The following is a 20,274-nucleotide window of genomic DNA, read 5'->3' on the forward strand; positions in this document are numbered from 1 at the left end:
CGCGTCAGACTCCAGTCGTACGGGCCCGTAGGGGTCCCCCCTGAGGTCGAACAACCGGCGCCCGGTTATCCACATCGGATCGGTTGTCCACAGGCGTCATACCCGTCTATTGACGCAGCCTCTAACAACTGTCACATTCACCAGTGTCAAGTTACGGACACGTACCGCGGTCGGTGTGGACAGGGTGGGGCGGTGGCATGACGACGGCAGTGGCAGGCGAACTCTCCGCGGAACTGCGGGGGTTCAGGGAAGTACAGCGTCTCGCGTACGAGTGCGCGGAGGCGGTGGCGGCGCAGCTGAAGCCGGGCGTCACCGAGCGCGAGGCGGCGCGCATGCAGCGCGAGTGGTTGCGCGAGCGCGGGGTGCGGGACTGGTTCCATCTGCCCTTCGCCTGGTTCGGTGACCGCACGGCGTTCGTGAACTTCCGGGTTCCGCTGCAGTTCTTCCCCACCAACCGCCGACTGGAGCCGGGGATGCCGTTCATCCTCGACATGGCCCCGGTCCACAAGGGCTTCACCGCGGACATCGGTTACTCGGGCTCCCTGGGCCTGAACCCCGTGCAGGACAAGCTGCTCGCCGACCTGGAGGCGCACCGCGAGCTGATTCTGCGCGAGGTGCGCGAGCGGCGCCCGCTGCGGGAGATCTACGAGGACGTGGACCGGCTCATGGTCCGCCAGGGCTATGCGAACCGGCATCGCGCGTATCCCTTCGGCGTGATCGCGCACAAGGTGGGACGCGTGAGGGAACGGCGCTGGTCGCCGCATCTGTTCGGGTTCGGCACGCAGTCCCTGAAGGGGCTGGCGGGCGACGCGCTCCACGGGCACCGCGACGGGTGGTCGCCGCTGTGGTCGCCGTACAGGTTCTCCGACCATCCGCCCCGGCCGGGGCTGTGGGCGGTCGAACCGCATCTCGGCTTCCGGGGCACGGGCGCGAAGTTCGAGGAGATCCTGGTCGTCACCGACTCCAAGGATCCCGAGGCGAGCGCGTTCTGGCTGGACGACGATCTGCCGCACGTGCGGCGCTGGGCGGAGGAGAAGTGAGTCTCGAGGGCGCGCGTGAGCGCTGGGTGCGGACGGGCGGAGTCGAGCTGTGCGTCGCCGAGCTGGGCGACGCGTCGCAGCCCACGGTGGTGCTGGTGCACGGCTATCCGGACTCCAAGGAGGTGTGGTCCGAGGTCGCGACGCGCCTCGCCGACCGCTTCCATGTGGTCCTGTACGACGTACGGGGGCACGGCCGTTCGACGGCGCCGCAGCCGCTGCGCGGCGGGTTCACCCTGGAGAAGCTCACGGACGACTTCCTGGCGGTCCTGGACGCGGTCAGCCCCGACAAGCCGGTGCATCTCGTGGGGCACGACTGGGGTTCGGTGCAGTCGTGGGAGTTCGTCACGGTCCAGCGCACCGAGGGCCGGATCGCGTCCTTCACGTCGATGTCCGGCCCGTCTCTCGACCACTTCGGGCACTGGATCAAGCAGCGCGTGAAGCGGCCCACCCCGCGCAAGATCGGCCAACTCCTCGGCCAGGGCGCCAAGTCCTGGTACGTGTACCTGCTGCACACACCCGCCCTGCCGGAGCTGGCCTGGCGCGGCCCGCTCGGCAAGCAGTGGCCGAAGATCCTCCGACGGCTCGAGAAAGTACCCGCGGGCGACTACCCGACCCCGTCGCTGGCCTCGGACGCGGCGCACGGCGCGTGGCTGTACCGCGACAACGTACGGGCCAGGCTGGGCAGGCCGCGGGCGGATGCGTATGCGCACGCGCCCGTGCAGCTCGTCACGCCCCTGGGGGACGCGTTCCTGTCCGAGCGGCTCTACGACGGGCTGGAGGAATGGGCTCCGCAGCTGGTGCGCCGCACGCTCCCGGCCAAGCATTGGATCCCGCGCACGCGCCCCGATCAACTGGCCTCGTGGATCACGGAGTTCGTGACGGCCACCGAAGGCGGGCGGCCCACACCGGCGGCGAGCGGCACATACACGGACCGGTTCGGCGGGCAACTGGTGCTGGTCACCGGTGCGGGCAGCGGCATCGGGCGGGCCACCGCCTTCGCGTTCGCTGAGGCCGGCGCGCGCGTGGTGGCCGTCGACCGCGACGCGGAGAGCGCGGCCCGCACGGCGGAGCTGGCCCGGCTGATCGGCTCCCCCGCCGCCTGGGCCGAGACCGTCGACGTATCGGACGAGCAGGCCATGGAGAAGCTCGCCGAGAAGGTCGCCACCGAGTACGGCGTGGTGGATGTGCTGGTGAACAACGCCGGGATCGGACTCTCCGGGTCCTTCTTCGACACGACCGCGGAGGACTGGAAGAAGGTCCTCGATGTCAATCTGTGGGGTGTGATCCACGGCTGCCGGCTGTTCGGGAAGCAGATGGCCGAGCGCGGCCAGGGCGGTCACATCGTCAACACCGCGTCGGCGGCCGCGTACCAGCCCTCGAAGGCGCTGCCCGCCTACAGCACCTCCAAGGCGGCCGTCCTGATGCTCAGCGAATGCCTGCGCGCGGAGCTCGCCGGGCAGGGCATCGGCGTCTCGGCGATCTGCCCCGGCTTCGTCAACACGAACATCACCTCGACCGCACGCTTCGCCGGAGTCGACGCGAGCGAGGAGAAGCGGCGCCAGAAGAGGACGGCGCGGCTGTACGGGCTGCGCAACTACCCGCCGGAGAAGGTCGCCGACGCGATCCTGCGCGCGGTCGTCCGCAACCAGGCCGTCGTCCCCGTCACCCCGGAGGCACGCGGCGCCCACCTCATGGCCCGCTTCACACCGAAGGCGCTGCGCGCGATCGCACGAATGGAGCCACCGCTGTGAGCGAGCACCATGTGATCAGCCCGAGGAGGGTGTCCTTCGACTGGGAGAAGACCCCGCTCCACTGGATACCGGACGAGCCCACCGCCACCCATGTCATCAATGTGCTGCACCTGCTGCTTCCGGCGGGGGAGCGGTGGTTCGTGAAGGTGTTCAAGGAGGCGCTCGCACTGGTCGGGGACCCTGAACTCCTCAAGGAGGTCAAGGGGTTCATGGGTCAGGAGGCGACGCACAGCGTGCAGCACGCGTACGTCCTCGACCATCTGGCGGCGCAGCGGCTGGACACCGCGGACTTCACTAAGTACGTCGACTTCCTCTTCGAAAAGCTGCTGGGCGAGCAGCCGCCCCTGGGCGCACCGATACCGGAGCGGGAGTGGCTGCGCTTGAGGCTGTCGGTGATCGCGGCGATCGAGCAGTTCACGGCGGTGCTGGGCGACTGGGTGCTGGAGGCCGAGGGCCTGGACCTCGCCGCCGCCGACGAAATGATGCTCGACCTGCTGCGCTGGCACGGAGCGGAGGAGGTCGAGCACCGCGCGGTCGCCTTCGACATGTACCAGCACTGCGGCGGCGAGGGCCTGGGCCGGTACGCGCGACGGGTCGCGGGCATGGCGGTCACCGCACCGGTGATGCTGTACCTGTGGGCATGGGGCACGGCCTATCTCATACGCCACGACCCTCAACTCGGGGGCCGCCTCCGCTACTCACTCGCGGCCCACAACAGGGCCGTACGCAAGGGACTGTTGCCCACCTGGAAGCAGCTCGGCGCGGCCATACCGCGCTATCTGCGGCGGTCGTACCATCCGTCCCAGGAGGGCTCGCTGCGCAGCGCCGTCGAGTATCTCGCGCAGTCACCGGCGGCACGGTCGGCGGCGGGGGCGATCGGACGGGCGGCGATCGGATAGCGATGGCCGTGAGCCTCGGTGGGCGGCTTTGCTTCGTGGGCGATGTGGGAGGGGAGGACGGGAAGCATGAGCGAGGAGTCGGCCGGTGCCGCGTACCGGATCGAGGACCTGGCGCACCACAGCGGTGCCACGGTCCGGACGATCCGCGCCTATCAGGACCGCGGGCTGCTCCCCCGCCCCGAGCGGCGCGGCCGCGCCAATGTGTACGCGGACGCACACCTGGCCCGGCTGCGGCAGATCGCCGACCTGCTCGACCGTGGCTACACGCTCGCCTCCATCAAGGAACTCCTGGAGGCCTGGGACACGGGCCGGGGCCTCGGCGGTGTCCTCGGCCTGGTCGCGGAGGTCGACGGACCGTGGAGTGACGAGGAGGCCGCCCGGATCTCGCGGGCCGAGTTGGACGAGCGGTTCGGCGGCAGCCCGGACGACGACGCCGTGGCCGATGCCGTGGAGCTCGGCGTCCTGGAGCCTGTTCCCGGCGACGAGAGCTCCTTCCTGGTTCCGAGCCCTCAAGAGCTCGCTGTGGCAGCCGAGTTGTACGCGGCGGGGGTTCCGTTGTCCGCGATCGCCGGTCATTTGCGGGAGTTGAGAGGTCAGGTGGAGCACATCGCCTCTCGTTTCCTGGAGTTCACGACCGAGCACGTCTTCGCACGCTATCTGGGTGAGCATCCGCCCACCGACGCCGACGCGGCCGAGGCGGCCTCGCTCGTACGCCGGCTTCGACCGCTCGCCCAGCAGACGGTGGACGCCGAACTCGCGCGTGCCATGCGGCTGTTCGCCAACCGGTACCTGCGGCAACACCTCGGCGCGGCGCGACTGCCCGAACGGGAGGCCGAGGCGCGCAAGGTGGAGATCTTCGCCGGGACAATGCGAGCCGTGGAGCGGCTGGTTGGCACCGATCAGGCCGCCGCGTTCGTCAGCGCCGCGGCCGAACGCGAAGTCCAGGCCCGGACCTTGGACCGCCTCGCCTCAAAGTCGGTCAATCACACTACTGTTGGCGAAATACCGTAAATGACTTGGTGGTTGTCCACAGAATCGTCAATTCCCCTGTGGATAACTGGACTTGGTTGTGGATCAAACCTCCGAGCCAAAATCAAATGCGTGACTGGCGTCTCGCCCGCCACCCTGGGGACATGGACGAAAGACGCACCGTGAAGGTGTCGAAGTACCTCTCGAAGCATCTGCGGCACCAACCCGAACGCATCGGGCTGACCCTCGGCGAGGGCGGCTGGGTCGAGATCGACACGCTGATCGCCGCGGCGGCCGCGCACGGGTTCCGGTTCACGCGCGAGGAGCTCGGCCACGTCGTGGCCACGAACGACAAGCGGCGCTTCGCGATCGAAGGGACCCGAATCCGCGCCAGCCAGGGCCACTCCGTCGAGGTAGACCTCGGCCTGCCCCCGGCGACCCCGCCCGCGTACCTCTACCACGGGACCGTGGCCCGCAACCTGGACGCGATCAGCGCCGAGGGGCTGCGCCCCATGAACCGGCACGACGTACACCTCTCGGCTGACCGGGAGACCGCCACCCGTGTCGGCGCCCGGCGCGGTCGGCCGGTCGTGCTCTCCGTGGACGCCGCCGCCATGCACCGCGACGGCCATGTCTTCCGGGTCAGCGCGAACGGGGTGTGGCTGACGGAGACCGTACCGGCGAAGTACCTGCGGTTTCCCCGACCACACTGATCCACAGTGATCGGGTCACCGCGCTGCTCGGATGCACCCGCGCTGAACGGGGTGCACCGTGCTGATCGGGGTGCACCGCGCTGATCGGGGTGCACCGCGCTGATCGGTGCTGGGCAGGAGCACCGCGTGGCTCCGCTTACGCTCGATGCATGAGTCTGCGTCTGAGCACCGTGATCCTGCCGTACGTCCGCCGGCACGAGGGCGGGCGTTCCGCATGGGAGCGTGCGGAGCAGCTCGGCTTCCACACCGCGTTCACCTACGACCATCTGTCGTGGCGCAGCTTCCGCGACGGCCCGTGGTTCGGGGCCGTGCCGACGCTGACCGCCGCAGCCTCCGTCACCGATCGGCTGCGCCTCGACACGCTCGTGACCTCAGTCAAGCCTTGTTCACCTATCGCAGCCTGACCTGTGACTTCAGTGTTATCTGCTCGTGTCGCCATGCCCCGAGACGCCGATAGCGCCCCCGTTCACGGCGCTTCCCGCAGCCACCTGCTGGCCGGGTGGCGCCAACGTCAAACCGAGGACAGCCTCAGAGATAGCCGGAGCAGGTAGGTCTAGAGGCGGCAACGCCGCCCCGGCTACGCGCCGATGTCGGTTCAGCCGAGCTGGGCGAGCGCCTCGGTGGCGATGTTCTCGAAGACGGTCTGGTCGGCGGCGAAGTCGGAGTCGTTGATCGGCCAGTGGATCACGATCTCGGTGAAGCCGAGTTCGCGGTGGCGCCCGGCGAAGTCGACGAAGGCGTCCACGGACTCCAGCGGCCCGCCCCGGTCCGGCGTGAAGCCGGTCAGCAGGACCTTCTCCAGCTCCGCCATGTCCCGGCCGCTCTCCGCGCACGCTTTGCCGAGCTTCTCGACCTGGCCGCGCAGCGCCTCCACCGACTGCTCCGGGGTCCCCGTCTCGTACAGCTTCGGGTCGCCGGTCGTCACCCACGCCTGCCCGTACCGCGCGGCCAGCTTCAGCCCGCGTGGCCCGGTCGCCGCCACCGCGAACGGCAGCCGCGGCCGCTGGATACAGCCGGGGGTGTTTCGCGCCTCGTTCGCCGAGTAATACGTGCCTCGGTGCGAGATCGCGTCCTCGGTGAGGAGCTGGTCGAGCAGCGGCACGAACTCGGCGAAGCGGTCGGCCCGCTCCTTTGTCGTCCACGCCTCCTGGCCGAGCGCGGTGGCGTCGAAACCGTTGCCGCCCGCGCCGATTCCGAGCGTGACCCGACCGTCGGAGATGTCGTCGAGCGAGATCAGCTCCTTGGCGAGCGTCACGGGGTGCCTGAAATTAGGCGACGTAACGAGGGTGCCCAGGTGCAGACGGTCCGTGGCGGTGGCGGCAGCGGTGAGGGTGGGCAGGGCGCCGAACCAAGGGCCATCTCGGAAGCTGCGCCAAGACAAGTGGTCGTAGGTGTAGGCGGCGTGGAAGCCGAGCTCCTCGGCGCGCTGCCACTTGGCGCGCCCTCCATCGTGCCATCGGTCGACGGGAAGGATCACGGTGCTCAGGCGCAGACTCATGCCACCGAGCCTACGTCGGACTCAGGGGCGTCTCCCTGTGACTCCAGAGTGTGACGTCCTCACCCTTCGATCGGAGCTTCCCAAGCTGCGCGCGATTCAGTCTGGTGCGAGGTGGGCGGCACCTGACGGTGAGTGACCAGCACAAAACCCACATCCCAAACTCCGTTTCGAGAAGCCCTCTGCCCGAGACCCGCTACCGGCCGACTCCTCCGAGCTCCGGGCTGCGGCCGAGGCTGCTGACCAGCGCGGCGACCTGGGCTCGGGAACAGACCTCGAGCTTGCCGAACATCCTGGCCAGGTGGGACTCGATCGTCTTGGGGCTGAGGCGCAGGCAGCGGGCGATCTGCTGGTTGGTGCACCCCGCGCTCACCAGCTCGGCGATCTGCCGTTCGCGGGCGGTGAGCAGGGCGAGTGCCGTGTGCTCTGCCACCGACACGACGGGCTGCTGCGCCGGCTCAGGCCGAGGTGGGGGACATCGATCCCTGTCCCCCACCTGGGGAAGCGTCCGCTCACGAGCATCCCGCGGCACAGCGGCCGGCGCCCTGCGGAAGGCAGTCGTGCTGTTCATGTCCCGCAGTGCGGCGAGCGTCCGCTGCGGAGAGGACATCTCCCCGCGCCGGCCGACCGCCAGACCCTGCTCGTTCAACTTGAGCAGGATCGTCGCCAAGGCACGCTTCCCCGGCCCGTTCACGGCCGCGCGTGACCGATAGTCCAGCAGCAATCCGGGATCCAGGTCGGGATCGTCCCAGCGTCGCCCTAGGGCGTAGGCCCACGTCAACCGGTCCGCGACGGCGACTGCCGCTTGCGGGTCGGTCAGGCATTCCGCCACTTGGAATATTGATATCAAAGCCAGCGAGCCGAGGGTCCACCGGCGTGTCACCTGCATACCGAGCAGCGCCAGTTCGTCGGTCGAAAGTACGACCTGGAGCCGGTCCCGGACTAGCACCGGAAACGGTTTTGGTTTACCTTTGTACTTAACGTGAATGCCGCGGGTCACTTCCGCCGATGGGCATGGCCATCGGGTCGCCAAAGACACTCCATCTCCCCCGTTCCGCGACCGTAGACGGAGTAGCCAGCCGCGTATCCCGGCATCCTTTCAGACGTCAGTTCGACCTTCAACCCTATAGCCGCTTCACTCGACAACCCGACGACGAACCAGTCGCCACCCGGCTGTCAACCCCTCATCACTGGGGGTTTTCCCGCATCGCGTGGCTGGACGGCCGCGGGTTAACGTTCCCGGAATGCCAGGCCGGCAGAAACACCCGTACCAGGCGCCGGCGAACTGGGGGAGTCTCCTTGGAGGGGAAATGAGCAAAGCTTCGGTCGAACTTCTCGAAAGCGTCGGAGCCGGGGACATCAAGCATCCTGGGGGAACACTTCTTTCTCACCTGCTGCGGGTGGAAGGAAAGCTTACGGAATGGGGCGCCCGAGAGGTCGTCCGTGAAGCGGGTCTGACCCACGCGCTCTTCGCCCCGGACGGTTCTCCCGATCCCATGTACTCCATGCTCGACCTGTCCGAGCGACCCCGTGTCGCAAAGGTCATTGGCGAAGCCGCCGAAGGACTCGTGTACCTCTACGGCGCGATGGACCGTAAGTACACCTACCCGCACCTGGCCGATGAGAAGGACCACTGGCGCGACCGGTTCACCGGTGAGCTGCGCACACTGACCGAGCAGGAAATCCGGGACCTGATGGAAATCAGCGTGGCGAACGAATGCGATATCGCCAGCCACAACCCGGAGTTCCACGCGAAGTACGGGCCCGAGTTCCTCGAGCTCTTCACCCGTATGCGTGCGACCCTCAGCGAGGACGCCTGGGGCGAGGTCCAGCACGTCCTGGGATGATCCCCCCGGACAGACAGCGAGGCCGACCCGTGGACTGCCACGGGGCGGCCTCGCTGTCTGTCCGGGGTCAGGACAGCCGGAGGCGGTGCTCCCGCATCCAGGCGTCCGTCTCAAGCAGCGGGAGCAGCAGATGCCCGGTGCCCGCGTGCGTCATGGTGCGGCCCCCATGCCCGGCAAGGTCCGACACCCTGTCCCGGTCAAGGAGCTCGGCGAGCGGCGACGAGGGATCGTCGAGCAACGCCGTCACCGCCGCGCGCGTGCGGGCCTCCCATTCCTGGCCGTGCACCGCCGGGTAGGCGGACTTGGGGCGGTACAGCACCGCCTCCGGCAGCAGATCCGCCGCCGCCATCCGCAGCAGACTCTTCTCCCGGCCGTCGGCGGTCTTCATCGCCCAGGGCACGTTCCACACGTACTCGACGAGCCGGTGGTCGCAGAAAGGCACCCGGACCTCAAGCCCCACCGCCATGCTCATGCGGTCCTTGCGGTCGAGGAGCATCGCGAGCGGTCCCTGGAGACTGAGAAAGAGCACTTCCCGCATACGCGCCTCGAGGCCGTCCTCTCCCGCCAGCCGGGGAACTGCGGCGCGCAGCGTGGCATAGCGGTCGGCCTCCAATTCGGCGGGCCGGATTTCCTTGCGTATCGCGGGAGTCAGGCAGTCCGAAAGGCGTGGGGCGTCGCCCAGCCACGGAAAGGTGTCGCGCCACACTGTGATCGCGTCGTGGAACCAGGGATAGCCGCCGAAGACCTCGTCGGCCGCCTCTCCCGAGAGGGCGACCGTGGAATGTTCGCGCATCGCCGCGAACATCCCGTACATCGAGGTGTCGAACGGCCCGAGCCCCGGCAGGTCCCGCGCCCTGCGCGTGGGCAGCAGAGCCGCCTCCAACTGAGTAGCCTCCAAGACGACTTCACGGTGATCGGCACCGATGTGCGCCGCCGCGAGGGCCGCGTACGGGGCATCGCGCTCTGGCCGCAGCAGTGTTGGCCGGAAGTCCTCCTCCTCTCCCGCGAACCGGACGGAGTAGGTGGTGAGCGTCCCCTCGCCGGCCCGGTCCAGACCACGTGCGGCCAGTGCCGCCAGGGCGCTGGAGTCGAGTCCGCCGGAGAGCATGGCCGCCCGGGGCACGTCGGCGACCAGTTGCCGCTCGACGATGTCCTCCAGCAACTCGCGCACGTGCCCCACCGTGGCGCTGAGGTCATGTGGGTGCTCCCGGCTCACGAGACGCCAGTACGGGTACGAGTGACAGCCGCGCCGGTCGACGCGTACGACGTGTCCGGGCTTGACCTCGTGCAGGCCGCGCAACGGGGTCTCGCCCGGCAGCGCCAGTCGCGGGTTGAACAGGATCGGCAGCGCCTCGACGGTGAGGGTCGCCGCGAAGTCGGGATGGGCCAGCACGCCCTTCGGCTCGGAGGCGAACAGCACTCCGTGGGGACGGGTGGCGAAGTAGAGCGGCTTGACACCGAGCCGATCCCGGGCAAGCACCAGTTCCTCCCGCGCCGCGTCCCACACGGCGAACGCGAACATGCCGTTCAGCCGCTCGACGCAGCTGGCCCCCCATTCCTGATAGGCGCGCAGCAGCACCTCGGTGTCGGACCGGGTCGTGAACGCGTGGCCGAGACCGGAGAGCTGGAAGCGCAGCTCAGGGAAGTTGTAGATTTCCCCCGCGTACGCCAGGACCACGGGCGGCCCGCCGGGCCCGGCCGTGCCGGCCATCGGCTGCGCGCCGCCCGCGACGTCGATCACCGCGAGCCGGCGGTGCCCCAGGGCCGCGTACGGGCCCAGCCAGGTGCCGCGTGCGTCAGGGCCGCGGTCGGCCATGGTGTCGGTCATGGCGTCGAGCACGCGCTGGGCGTCGAACGCGTCGCGCCGGTGTCCGGCGAAGTCCAGCCATCCCACGAAACCGCACATCTGGGTCTCCCTTACTGATCGATAGGGCTCAGGTGACGGCCCACGTGCAGGACGGCTCGCTCGAAGGCGGCGAGATCTCCCGCGAAGACGCCGTCGGCACGCGGTCGGGCCAGGACGATGTCGGTGTAGCCGAGTTCCGCACATCGCCCGACGAGGTCGGCCAGCCGCTCGGCCGAGGCGTACGGATCTGGCACGATCCTGCTCAGGTTGACCACCCGGCGCGGCGGCCCGGAATCCGCGCCGGTCTCTCCGCCCGCCGCACGGCCGAGGTCCTCGGCTGCCTCCCGCAGGCGACGGATCTGGCGCCGCAGCGTCGCGAACGCCTCGTCCTCCGACTGCGTTCCGGGGCGCCTCGTGTCGCCGATGGTCACCCACAGGTCCGCGACGCGCGCCGCGAGGCGCATCCCCCGCGGGCCGGTCGCGGCCAGGGCTAGTGGGAGACGGGGACGCCGGACGCAGCCCGGCGCCATCCGCACGTCCTCGGCCCGGTAGAACCGGCCGCGGAACGTGGTCGTCTCCCGGCGCAGCAGCAGATCGGCGAGGGTGACGAACTCCTCGTAACGCTGCCCGCGTTGTCCGGGCGACAGTGCGGCATCACCGAGCGCGGCGGCATCCGGCCCGGACGCCCCGGCCCCCACACCGAGCACGAACCGCCCGCCGCTCATGCGGTCCAGCGCCATGGCCTGCTTGGCCACGAGGACGGGATGGCGGAAATTGGGGGTCGTCACGAGCGTGCCGAGCGTCATGGTCGTGGTGTGGCAGGCGGCGACCGCCAGCGTGGTCATCGCGTCATACCACGGCGCGTCCGCCGGAAGCCGCCAGGACAGATGGTCAAGCGTCCACGCGTGGGCGAAGCCGAGCTGCTCGGCCTCGCGCCAGACGCGTGCGGCGGACCCGCCCGCGTGCTCCGGAAGGACGAGGACGCCGAGAGCTGTCACACCTTCTCCAGGTCGCCGGTGACACCACCGGCCTCGCGCTCACGCAGCGCCCATCGGGCGGTCGCCACCGTGCCTAGGCCCGCGAGGACGTAGACCACCGCGAGCACGAGCCAGCCGAGCCGGCCGCCCTCGACGAGCATCACGGTCATCGCCCCGGGCGCGAGCATCATCGCGGCCGCCTGGCCGGTGTTGAACATGCCCTGATACTCACCGTGGGCATCCTGCGGAGCGAGCCCCACGGACAGTCCGAAACCACTGCCGACGAAGAGCAGCTCGCCGACCACATGCATGACCGCGGCCAGGAACAGCACCACCAGCACATACGTCCCGGAGCCGTGATACGTGGCGGCGAAGACCCCGCACGACACCGCGAGGAACAGTCCGGACCACAGGCCGAGCCGCCCGGCTCCCGCGATGGTCGCGCCGGCCCGGCTCACCCGGTTCTGGAAGAGGACGATCACCACGGCGTTGAACCCCATCAGCAGGCCCATCACCCACAGGGGGGCCCGGGTGTGCGCCGAGATCCACAGCGGTACGCCGGAGTCGAGCATGCCCCAGTTCAGTGCCAGCAGGCCGTTGAGTAGCGTGGCGGCCAGGAACGGCCGGTCGCGCAGCACGAGCGCCCCACGCCTGACCTTGCGGTCGGCCAGCGAGCGGACGTGCCGGACGCGCAACAGCAGTGCTGCGGCGAGCAGATTGGCCACGCCGTACAGGACGATCAGGCTCAGATAGCCGACGCGGCTTTCGGCGGACAGCACGAGCCCGCCGAGCAGGGCACCGACCACGATCCCGGCCTGGGTCATCACCCGGGCCGTGGAGATGCTGTTCAGGCGCTCGTCCCCCGGTGGGGTGAGTCCGGAGATCACCGCGACCCGGATTGCGGGCGTCGACCGCTCGGCGGCGATCATGACGCAGGTGACCGCCACGATCGCCCAGAAGTCGCGCACCACCGCGTACGAAAGGATCGCGAGGCCCTGCACGAGGGTGAGCACGATCAGCGTCTCACGGGTACCGACGCGGTCGGCGACGTAGCCGAGCGGCGCGCCGAGCACCAGTCCCGCCACACCGGCCAGCGTGATGCCGACGCCGAACTGGGTGTTGGTCAGGCCGACAGACTTGATGAAGAACATGGCCCAGCAGGTGAACCAGGCACCCCGGCCCAGCGAGAGCACGAGCGCGGCCGCGTGGATCGGACCGACCGGGTGGCGCCACCACGCGAGGGTCGTCCACTCGGGTCGCCTCCATGACCGGATCATCCGGTGCTCCCGGCCGGGGCGAGGAACTCGTCGAGGTCGACGGTGCGTGAGCCGTGCACTCCCGACGTGGCGGCGCGGATGCCGAGCCGGGCCGGGCGGGTCGAGTCGTGGAAGTAGACGGCCACGATCCGGTCGGCCTGGTCGACGCTCAACATCGGGGTGGCGACGAGGAAGTCCCGCACCGCCGGGGTGTCCCGGACCGCACGCACGTACACGCGGCGGTCGCGGTAGTGGTCCTGGGGGTGGATGATCGTCGGGTGCAGGCGACGCTTGAACTGGAAGACGCCCTTGCCCGGGAAGGGGTCGCCGCCGGCGAGGTCGACGCACCGCACACCGTGGCGTGCGGCCCACTCCACGGTCAGGTAGTAGACCGCCTTGGCGGCCCCGCTGCGGTAGTGCGTCTCGTCGCCGTCCAGCACGCCGAAGAGCCGCATCCGGAGCGCACGGCCCCGCTCCTCGAACCGGCAGACCACCCCGGCCACCCGTTTCCCGCCCTCGTTGACGAACAGCAGCATGCCGTGCCGGAAGAGAGCGTCCCGGGTGGTCGCCCAGTCGGCGCTGCGGGTCTCCTCCCCGTGCCGGATCTCCATGGTCGGCAGGTGCATGCACTCGTAGAAGAACCGCAGGTCGTCGACGCCGGTCGCCGTCTCGTACGTCCACTCGTGCCGGCGGCGCAGCTGCGCGAACTGCCTGCGTTCGTTGGGGGACACCGAGGCGAGCATCGTCGCCGGGTCGCCCACGACGTCGATCAGGGCGTGGACGCGGAACGGGAGGATGAGCGAACGGTCACGGGGCAGCGTACGGGCCCGGCGGCTGGAACAGCCCACGACCAGGAGGTCGGCGTCCACGGCACCCGCGCCGCGGCGGATCCCCCGCCAGGTGAGCGGCGAGACGTCGGCCGACTCCGGTCCGAGGAGGCCGCCCGCTCGCTCGTCGGACGGGACCGGCAGCTGCGCCCGGAGGTACGGCAGCACATAAGTGAGCCCCTCGGGGAAGCCCTGGTAGGCCAGGGTGAACCAGTCACCGGCCGACCGCGTCACCGTGTGCGGATATCGTCGGCCGGGAGCGCTCGCCCAGCAGCCGCGGGCGGCGGCCCAGGGGCCGGTGCCCGCGTTCCATCGGAAGCGCACCGCGGTCGCGGCGCGAGGCAGGGCCTTCACGCCACCGCGCCTCGGCCGGCGGACGCGGCGTCGAAAAGGGCCTTCCGCACGTCCGCCGCACCGGTGACGTCCCGCACCGCCGCTCCGGAGAGCGGGACGAAGTCGTCGGCGCCGTAGGAGCCCGAGCCGTGGACCACGACCTCGTCCGCCTGGATGAGGCCGCGGTCGATGCCGTTCAGCACCCCCGTCATCACCATCACCAGGGACCATTCGCGCAGGCTGCGCGGGTCGGCGGGCAACGTGGTGCCGGCCCTGGCGAGCAGGGCGCGGATCTCGCCGTAGCGGCCCAGGCATTCGTGGAGCGAGACGACCACGCCACCTCCGCCGTTGCCGCGGATGAGCTCGTTCATGGCCGCGGAAGTGGCGGGGGCCCGCGTGTAGAAGGTGGTCTCGAGGTCTTCCCCAGTGCCGAAGGTGGTACGGGGATAGTGCGGGTCTGCGTCCTGGTGGTGAAGGCCCGTGGCCGGATCGAACCGGTAGGCGGGTGCCGGGGTGCCGTACAGGCTCTGCACCATGTCGGGCGTGGCCAGGTGCTGGACGAGGAAGTACTGCGGGGGCCGGGCCCGCGCGGGCGCCAGCGTGGTGCCGAGGTGGTGGCCGAGGAGCCCGAAGGCACTGGACACGGCGTGCGCGTGGACGCGTACCGTCACGGGGTCCGCGGGCAGCGCCGCATCCTCGGCGAAGGCCCGGACGGCGTCCGCTGAGCGGTAGTTGTCCAAGTCCAGGGTGTGCCAGAGGCGGAAGCCGTACCGCGCGAACAGCTCCGCCACGGACTCCTCCAGTGCCCGCAAGACGACGGTCTTCACGTGCTCGGGGTGTTCCCGGTCCAGTACGCACATGGGGTTGCGGGCGGCGAGCTCCGGATCGCCGGCCAGTTCGGACCACCAGAGCTTCGGGCGGGCCGCGTCCGGGACCACGGTGACGATCCGCAGGCGTTCCGGGTCCGCGAGGCCGGTGCGGTAGGCCCGCAGCACCGCGTCGCGCAACGCCGTCGCCTTGTTGGCGGACGACGGCGTCAGGATCATCACCCCTTCCCCGGTTCGGTCGATGTGCGCGACGGCGCGGGCCACGATGACGTGTGAGGCGAGGCTCTTGACCGTGCGGGTGCCGGGGTTGCCCATGAGGTCGAGCAGATGCAGCCGGACGGCGCCGACGGTGCCGAGTCCCGCGAAGCGGAAGTCGGTGGCAGCGAAGAACGTGCCTAGCCGCTCGGACGGTTCGGGCAGGGCGAACGCCGGCGCGAAGTCCGCCGTGGTCGGCCGGCTGGCGGCGACGGCAGCCAGGGCCCGGCGAAGGCCGTTGCCGTGCTCGTCGAGGACGTTGACCGAGGTCGTCGGGACCTCGGCGATGCTGTGGATCATCGGGCTCCTTTGAACCAGGGCGCGGTGGCCGTGCTGCGGCGTCAGAACCAGGTGACGGGAAGTCGGTGGAGACCGAAGGTGCGCTCCTCGTAGCGGAACGGAAGGTCCTCGGGGTCTCCTAGGACCCGCAGGTCCGGAAGGCGTTCGAAGAGCCGCTGGTACGCGATCTCCAGCTCGGCCCGAGCCAGGTTGTGTCCCAGGCACTGGTGGACGCCGTAGCCGAAGGCCAGATGGTTGCGGCGGCCGCGGCGGACATCGAACATGGCCGGTTCGGCGAACGCCCGCTCGTCGTGGTTGGCGGAGGCGCCCAGGACGAAGACGCCCTCACCGGCGCGTACGGTCTGCTCGCCGACGCGGATGTCCTCGGTCGCGACCCGGGCGAGTGCCACCCAGTCGACGATCGAGTGGTAGCGGAGCAGCTCTTCGACCGCCGACGGCCACAGCACGGGATCGGCTCGCAGAGCGGCGAGCTGTTCCGGGTTGCTCAGCAGGGTGTACACACCGAGCGGGATCATGTTGGCCGTGGTCTGATGGCCGGACACCAGCAGCAGGAAAGCCATGCCGGCCAGCTCTTCGTGGGTCAGTCCGCCGGACCTATGCCGCTCCCGGACGAGGCGGCCGAGCAGATGGTCGCCGGGGTCCCGCGCGGCCCGGTGCGCCAGCTCGTCCACGTAGCCGCGGATCTCCTTGAACGCGGCCTCGGCCTCCTCTGGGTGGGTGAGGCCCTTCGTCATGGTGTGGGTGCGTTCCTGGAAGAAGTCCCGGTCCTCATAGGGGACGCCCAGGAGGCGGCACATTACCAACGTGGCGACGGGCATCCCGAAGTCCGCGACGAGATCGGCCTCGTGGCGGCCCGACAGCTCGTCCAGGACCTCGTCCACGACGGAGTGGATGGCGGGGCGCATGGCGCGGACCCGCCGCGTGCCGAACTCCGAGGCCAGCATGCGCCGGTAGTGGTTGTGTTCCGGGGGGTCCATGTCGATGAAGTCCCCGGGGAGCGTGCCGCGCGGCGACCCGGCGGCGTCCGTGAACGGGTGTCCCGGCCGCTGCGGGGAGGAGCTCATCGCAGGGTGGGTGAGCAGCTGCTGCGCCTCGGCGTGCCGGGTCACCAGCCACACAGGCCGGTCGCGGAACGTCGCCCGTACGAGAGGGGCCCGGTCCCGCAGTTCCTCGTACTCCGGCGGCGGTGCATGGGGGCAGCGCCGGGGCATAGGGAAGTGCGGCCGCGGCTCTTGGTCGACGTCCGCTTCGGGCGCCCGTGTGCGTGACTCGTGCACCTGTGTCATGACGGGCCGTCCGGTGTGCCGTGGCCTGGCAGCTCGCGCATGCGGACCAGCGGGGAGAAGAGCAGGGGGAGCGTGGAGAGCGCGAGCCCCACGGCGCCGACCCACACCGCCGCCCGCACTCCGAACAGTTCGCCCATGGCGCCGCCGAGCACTCCGCCGAGTGGCATGGTGCCCCAGACAAGGAAGCGCATGGTGGCGTTCATCCGGCCCAGCATGTCCGGTGGCGTGGTGGCCTGGCGGAAGCTGATCTGGCTGACGTTGTAGATCACCACCCCGACCGAGACGAGGAAGGAGCCCACAACGAAGAAGACGACTCCGGCACCTGCGGTGGTCAACGGGATCAGCAGCGAGAAGGGCTGGAAGAGCAGGGGGGCGAGCCAGATGATCCGGGCCGAGCCGACCCGCTTCGCCAGCGGTCCGACCAGGGCTCCGCCGCCGAGGCCGCCGACGGCGCCGGCGGCCAGCAGGGCTCCGTAGGCCCCGGGTGACAGCCCGATGTCCTGGACGAGGAAGAGCGCCTGGACGGCGAGGAGCGCCGAGAACGCCAGGTTCGCCAGGGCCGAGCGGAGCGCAATCAGCCGGAGGATGCGGTCGGCGAACACCAGACGCAGCCCCGCTCGGATGCCCTGCACCAGGCTCGGCCGGTCGGCGGTGGAGGGCACCGGTTCCTGTGCGCGGATCCGGCTCAGCAGGAGCGCGGAGCCCAGGAAGCCGATCGCGTTGGCGATGACCGCGACGGGTGCCGTGAGCAGGGCGACCAGCCAGCCGCCGACGCTCGGCCCCACCACCTGGGCGGCGGACCGGCTGGTCTCCAGCTTGCCGTTGGCGTCGACGAGTCGCTCGCGGCCGATCAGGGCGGGCAGATAGCTCTGGCTGGCGATCTCGAAGAACACGGTGGCGATACCGGCACCGAGCGCCACGGCGTAGAGCTGGACGAGGGTGAGCACGTCAAGCCAGGCGGCGACGGGGACGGAGAGCAGGAGCGCCGCCCGTACGAGATCGGCCGTGATGAGCACGGGCCTGCGGCGCATTCGGTCCACCCACACGCCCGCAGGCAGGCCGATCAGCACGAATGCCGCGGTCTGCGCGGCGCTCAGCAGACCGACCTCGAAGGCGCCGGCCTGCATCGTCAGGATGGCGACCAGAGGCAGCGCGACGACCCCGATCTGCGAGCCGGCGACGCTGATCGACTCGGCGCCGAACAGCAGCATGAACTGCCGGTCCCTCAGCAGGCTGCGCCGCACGGCGGTCTCGGCCGTCATATCGGCTCACCGACGGGTTCCGCCGACAGGGTGAGGGTCCGCACCTGGTCACCGACCCGGGTACGGAGCGTGGCGTACTGCCTGCCGTAGCAGTCCCTGGTGAACTGGATCGTCCGCTCCACCGTCCATCCGGCGAACCGGAACTCGCCGGCGCCCACGTGGACGAGGCGGAACGCGGGTTCCCCGGAGAAGAACAGCGTCAGCTGCCCCTCGTGCACGTCGACGGTGGCCGTCCGGGTGCGCGGCGAGGTGAGGAAGGCTCCGTCGGGCTCGTCGAAGGTGGTGAACGAGTCGGGGATGGCGAAGGTGCAGCGGTGGTCCCTCAGCTCCGCCGGGGTGACGGGCATGTCCGGCAATGACAGGAGCGTATGGTCGAGCACCTTCAGCTCCCGGAACGCGTCGGGGAACAAGTGAAGGAGTTCCCGCGTGGGTTCGCAGTCGATGACGAGGTGGACACGGGTGATGTCGTCGTCGTTCCGCACCAGATGCGGGCGCGTGAAGTCGGCGTACCAGAATTCCCCGGGCTGCCAGCAGTGGGTGGTGTCCTCGATAGTGAGCACGGCTCCGGGTGTGGTGATCAGCGGTACGTGCAGGCGCACGATCCCCCAGGGCAGGCCGTACTTGGTGTCGTTGTGCAGGGGGCTGGCCGCGCCGGGGCCCAGCGACTGGAGCCTGACGCAGCGCAGGGGTGCCGGCAGGTGCTTCAGCAGCAGGGCCATGTGCGGGGCCTTGGCGAGCAGCGGAGTGTCGGCGAAGTCGTCGAGCGCGGGGCCACCCGGGTCGGACCGGTCGGGGTCGCCGCCGACACTGCGCAGGGGGAGCTTGCGCCAGTCCACGTCGACACCGGGGCGAAGACCTTCACCGGAGATGATCTGCGGCCCCAGCCATGTGCTGTTCCGCAGGGCGTCGAGGTCGGCGAGCAGACCTTCCGTGTCGAAGTGCAGGCTGAGCTTGGCCGTCGCGGGCAGCTCGGCCAGGACGTGGGCCTGTGGCCACGGCTCGAGTTCACTCATGGGTGTCGTCTCTCCACGCGTTCAGGGTGATCGGAAGCCGCTCCGGGTAGCGCAGGGTGGCACGGACCCCGCGGTACTCCGGCCCGGCCTGGCACACGGTCCCGGGCAGGTCCAGGAGGCTGGCGAGCAGGCCGCGCAGCACGATCCTCGCGAGCAGGGTGCCAGTGCACGCGTGGGGGCCGCGGCCGAAGGCCAGGTGCGGGTTGGGGCGCCGGTCGGGCACCACCACGTCCGGGTCGGGGAATTGTGCGGGGTCCCGGTTGGCGGAGCCGATGAGGGCCAGGACCGTCTGCCCGCGGGCGATCCGTACACCGCCGAGGTCGAGGTCCTCCACGCATGCCCGGCTCGTGCCCTGGATCGGGCTGTCGTACCTGATGAGCTCGTCGATGCAGCTGTCGAGCAGCCTGCGGTCGCGGCGCAGCTGCTCGATCAGCCGCGGCCGGTCGAGGAGAGCGAGCAGGGCGTTGGCGGCGGCCGACACGGTCGTACTGAATCCGGCCAGGAACAGCACGCGTCCGGTGCTCCAGACGAAACCTTCCGGCACGCCCAAGTTCTTTCTCTCACGCAGTGCGTGACCGAGCATTCCGGGGGTCGATTCGTCGATCACCCAGGATTCCACCAGAGCATCGATCTCACGGCGCGCGGCGATGGCCGGCGGGAGCGCCTCCGGAACGAATCCGGCATCCATTCCGCGCTCCACCGCGTCGGTCAGCGCGACGAAGGAGTCGGTCTCCGGCGTGTCCACACCGAGGAATCGGCAGATGGCCAGGAGGACGACCGGGCGGGCGACTTCCGCCACGAAGTCGAATGGCACATCGGAAGAAAATTTCCGGAGAATGGCGGCCGACTCGTCCGCCACGAAGGCCTCGACGCCGGCGAGGTCCTGGCTGTGCAGTGCGTTCATGAAGAGATGCCGCACCGGCCCGTGCTCGGGCGGATCGAGCACCTGCAGGCTCGGGTGGTCCATCTCGGGCAGGTCGTAGCCCGCCCGGCGCCAGTCGCTTGCGAACGCGGTCGTGTCACGGAGGATCCGCGAACACTCCTGGTACCGCGTGAACACCCACGACTCGATGCGGTCGTGCCAGAAGACCGGCTGGGTCTCACGGAGCTCCGCGTAGAAGGCGTACGGATTCTCTATCAGTCCGGGTGACAACGGATCGTATTCCAGCATCCCGCGTTCTCCTCTGTCGCCTTCTCCTCAGTGAAATCGGCAACGGGGCCGACTCGGCGAGTCGGCCCCGCAATTTATTCCGCTATGTAATTACCAGCAGTACTTCATGATGTCCCCCCCCAACTCGCGGTCGGTTTTCAAGGCTCGATCATCAAATCAATATCTCGAACATTGCGTCAACGAAGTCGGCGGCAGGGCAATCCCCCT

General features: G+C 69.8%; 17 protein-coding genes and 1 pseudogene. 7 read left to right on the forward strand and 11 right to left on the reverse strand.

Going from position 1 to position 20,274, the window contains the following annotated elements:
- Positions 1-197 precede the first annotated feature (197 nt).
- The 6 genes and pseudogenes from AB0D27_RS12290 to AB0D27_RS12315 all read left to right on the forward strand — a co-directional run.
- On the forward strand, positions 198-1,040 hold the full coding sequence (locus tag AB0D27_RS12290) for a M24 family metallopeptidase (protein ID WP_362505989.1): 843 nt from the start codon (positions 198-200) through the stop codon (positions 1,038-1,040).
- On the forward strand, positions 1,037-2,791 hold the full coding sequence (locus AB0D27_RS12295; RefSeq protein WP_362505992.1) for an SDR family oxidoreductase: 1,755 nt from the start codon (positions 1,037-1,039) through the stop codon (positions 2,789-2,791). The genes AB0D27_RS12290 and AB0D27_RS12295 overlap by 4 nt, the downstream gene beginning before the upstream one ends.
- Positions 2,788-3,690, forward strand: a complete 903-nt coding sequence (locus tag AB0D27_RS12300; protein ID WP_362505995.1) for a metal-dependent hydrolase — start codon at positions 2,788-2,790, stop codon at positions 3,688-3,690. Before AB0D27_RS12295 ends, AB0D27_RS12300 begins: the two co-directional genes overlap by 4 nt.
- Positions 3,691-3,756: 66 nt before the next feature.
- Positions 3,757-4,701 carry a MerR family transcriptional regulator gene (locus AB0D27_RS12305; protein ID WP_362505997.1) on the forward strand — a complete coding sequence of 315 codons (945 nt, stop codon included), beginning with the start codon at positions 3,757-3,759 and terminating at the stop codon, positions 4,699-4,701.
- A gap of 122 nt (positions 4,702-4,823) precedes the next feature.
- Positions 4,824-5,372, forward strand: coding sequence for an RNA 2'-phosphotransferase (locus AB0D27_RS12310; protein WP_362506000.1), 549 nt, complete (start codon positions 4,824-4,826; stop codon positions 5,370-5,372).
- A gap of 149 nt (positions 5,373-5,521) precedes the next feature.
- Positions 5,522-5,746 (forward strand): annotated as a pseudogene (locus AB0D27_RS12315) (LLM class flavin-dependent oxidoreductase); the annotation flags it as partial.
- A 221-nt stretch (positions 5,747-5,967) separates the two neighbouring features.
- On the opposite strand, the gene AB0D27_RS12320 reads toward AB0D27_RS12315, so the two are convergent.
- Together AB0D27_RS12320 and AB0D27_RS12325 are read right to left on the reverse strand one after the other, a co-directional pair.
- Complete coding sequence (locus tag AB0D27_RS12320; RefSeq protein WP_362506003.1) at positions 5,968-6,870, reverse strand: LLM class flavin-dependent oxidoreductase; 903 nt, start codon at positions 6,868-6,870, stop codon at positions 5,968-5,970.
- Positions 6,871-7,063: 193 nt separating this feature from the next.
- Positions 7,064-7,816, reverse strand: coding sequence for a LuxR C-terminal-related transcriptional regulator (locus AB0D27_RS12325; protein ID WP_362506006.1), 753 nt, complete (start codon positions 7,814-7,816; stop codon positions 7,064-7,066).
- A 295-nt stretch (positions 7,817-8,111) separates the two neighbouring features.
- Here AB0D27_RS12325 and AB0D27_RS12330 point away from each other — a divergent pair, with 295 nt between their 5' ends.
- Positions 8,112-8,714 (forward strand): DUF6817 domain-containing protein, encoded by a 603-nt coding sequence (locus tag AB0D27_RS12330; protein WP_362506009.1) that lies wholly within the window; start codon positions 8,112-8,114, stop codon positions 8,712-8,714.
- Positions 8,715-8,781: 67 nt separating this feature from the next.
- On the opposite strand, the gene asnB is transcribed toward AB0D27_RS12330, so the two are convergent.
- From asnB to AB0D27_RS12375, 9 genes are read right to left on the reverse strand one after another with little or no spacing between them, the layout of a single operon-like run.
- The gene (gene asnB / locus AB0D27_RS12335) at positions 8,782-10,620 is read right to left on the reverse strand and encodes an asparagine synthase (glutamine-hydrolyzing) (protein ID WP_362506012.1); all 1,839 of its coding nucleotides are present in this window, start codon (positions 10,618-10,620) and stop codon (positions 8,782-8,784) included.
- A gap of 11 nt (positions 10,621-10,631) precedes the next feature.
- Positions 10,632-11,558: an LLM class flavin-dependent oxidoreductase gene (locus AB0D27_RS12340; protein WP_362506015.1), complete on the reverse strand. Its 927-nt coding sequence runs from the start codon at positions 11,556-11,558 to the stop codon at positions 10,632-10,634.
- On the reverse strand, positions 11,555-12,814 hold the full coding sequence (locus tag AB0D27_RS12345; protein ID WP_362506018.1) for an MFS transporter: 1,260 nt from the start codon (positions 12,812-12,814) through the stop codon (positions 11,555-11,557). The genes AB0D27_RS12340 and AB0D27_RS12345 overlap by 4 nt, the downstream gene beginning before the upstream one ends.
- Complete coding sequence (locus AB0D27_RS12350) at positions 12,811-13,974, reverse strand: GNAT family N-acetyltransferase (protein WP_362506021.1); 1,164 nt, start codon at positions 13,972-13,974, stop codon at positions 12,811-12,813. Before AB0D27_RS12350 ends, AB0D27_RS12345 begins: the two co-directional genes overlap by 4 nt.
- Positions 13,971-15,335, reverse strand: coding sequence for a DUF6002 family protein (locus AB0D27_RS12355; protein ID WP_362506024.1), 1,365 nt, complete (start codon positions 15,333-15,335; stop codon positions 13,971-13,973). Before AB0D27_RS12355 ends, AB0D27_RS12350 begins: the two co-directional genes overlap by 4 nt.
- Before the next feature lie 41 nt (positions 15,336-15,376).
- Complete coding sequence (locus tag AB0D27_RS12360; RefSeq protein ID WP_362506027.1) at positions 15,377-16,621, reverse strand: cytochrome P450; 1,245 nt, start codon at positions 16,619-16,621, stop codon at positions 15,377-15,379.
- Complete coding sequence (locus AB0D27_RS12365; RefSeq protein WP_362506030.1) at positions 16,618-17,883, reverse strand: MFS transporter; 1,266 nt, start codon at positions 17,881-17,883, stop codon at positions 16,618-16,620. The genes AB0D27_RS12360 and AB0D27_RS12365 overlap by 4 nt, the downstream gene beginning before the upstream one ends.
- Positions 17,880-18,896 (reverse strand): aspartyl/asparaginyl beta-hydroxylase domain-containing protein, encoded by a 1,017-nt coding sequence (locus AB0D27_RS12370; RefSeq protein WP_362506033.1) that lies wholly within the window; start codon positions 18,894-18,896, stop codon positions 17,880-17,882. The genes AB0D27_RS12365 and AB0D27_RS12370 overlap by 4 nt, the downstream gene beginning before the upstream one ends.
- Positions 18,889-20,067, reverse strand: coding sequence for a cytochrome P450 (locus AB0D27_RS12375; protein WP_362506036.1), 1,179 nt, complete (start codon positions 20,065-20,067; stop codon positions 18,889-18,891). The genes AB0D27_RS12370 and AB0D27_RS12375 overlap by 8 nt, the downstream gene beginning before the upstream one ends.
- Positions 20,068-20,274 lie beyond the last annotated feature (207 nt).

It is taken from the genome of Streptomyces sp. NPDC048415, from assembly GCF_040651675.1.
GTDB lineage: Bacteria > Actinomycetota > Actinomycetes > Streptomycetales > Streptomycetaceae > Streptomyces.

Excerpts from the sequence above, each read along its gene's own strand:
- AB0D27_RS12330 (WP_362506009.1), top strand. The coding sequence starts at position 8,112 with ATGCCAGGCCGGCAGAAACACCCGTACCAGGCGCCGGCGAACTGGGGG.
- AB0D27_RS12355 (WP_362506024.1), bottom strand. The coding sequence starts at position 15,335 with ATGATCCACAGCATCGCCGAGGTCCCGACGACCTCGGTCAACGTCCTC.
- AB0D27_RS12290 (WP_362505989.1), top strand. The coding sequence starts at position 198 with ATGACGACGGCAGTGGCAGGCGAACTCTCCGCGGAACTGCGGGGGTTC.
- AB0D27_RS12345 (WP_362506018.1), bottom strand. The coding sequence starts at position 12,814 with ATGATCCGGTCATGGAGGCGACCCGAGTGGACGACCCTCGCGTGGTGG.
- AB0D27_RS12360 (WP_362506027.1), bottom strand. The coding sequence starts at position 16,621 with ATGACACAGGTGCACGAGTCACGCACACGGGCGCCCGAAGCGGACGTC.
- asnB (WP_362506012.1), bottom strand. The coding sequence starts at position 10,620 with ATGTGCGGTTTCGTGGGATGGCTGGACTTCGCCGGACACCGGCGCGAC.
- AB0D27_RS12375 (WP_362506036.1), bottom strand. The coding sequence starts at position 20,067 with ATGCTGGAATACGATCCGTTGTCACCCGGACTGATAGAGAATCCGTAC.
- AB0D27_RS12320 (WP_362506003.1), bottom strand. The coding sequence starts at position 6,870 with ATGAGTCTGCGCCTGAGCACCGTGATCCTTCCCGTCGACCGATGGCAC.
- AB0D27_RS12365 (WP_362506030.1), bottom strand. The coding sequence starts at position 17,883 with ATGACGGCCGAGACCGCCGTGCGGCGCAGCCTGCTGAGGGACCGGCAG.
- AB0D27_RS12370 (WP_362506033.1), bottom strand. The coding sequence starts at position 18,896 with ATGAGTGAACTCGAGCCGTGGCCACAGGCCCACGTCCTGGCCGAGCTG.
- AB0D27_RS12310 (WP_362506000.1), top strand. The coding sequence starts at position 4,824 with ATGGACGAAAGACGCACCGTGAAGGTGTCGAAGTACCTCTCGAAGCAT.
- AB0D27_RS12305 (WP_362505997.1), top strand. The coding sequence starts at position 3,757 with ATGAGCGAGGAGTCGGCCGGTGCCGCGTACCGGATCGAGGACCTGGCG.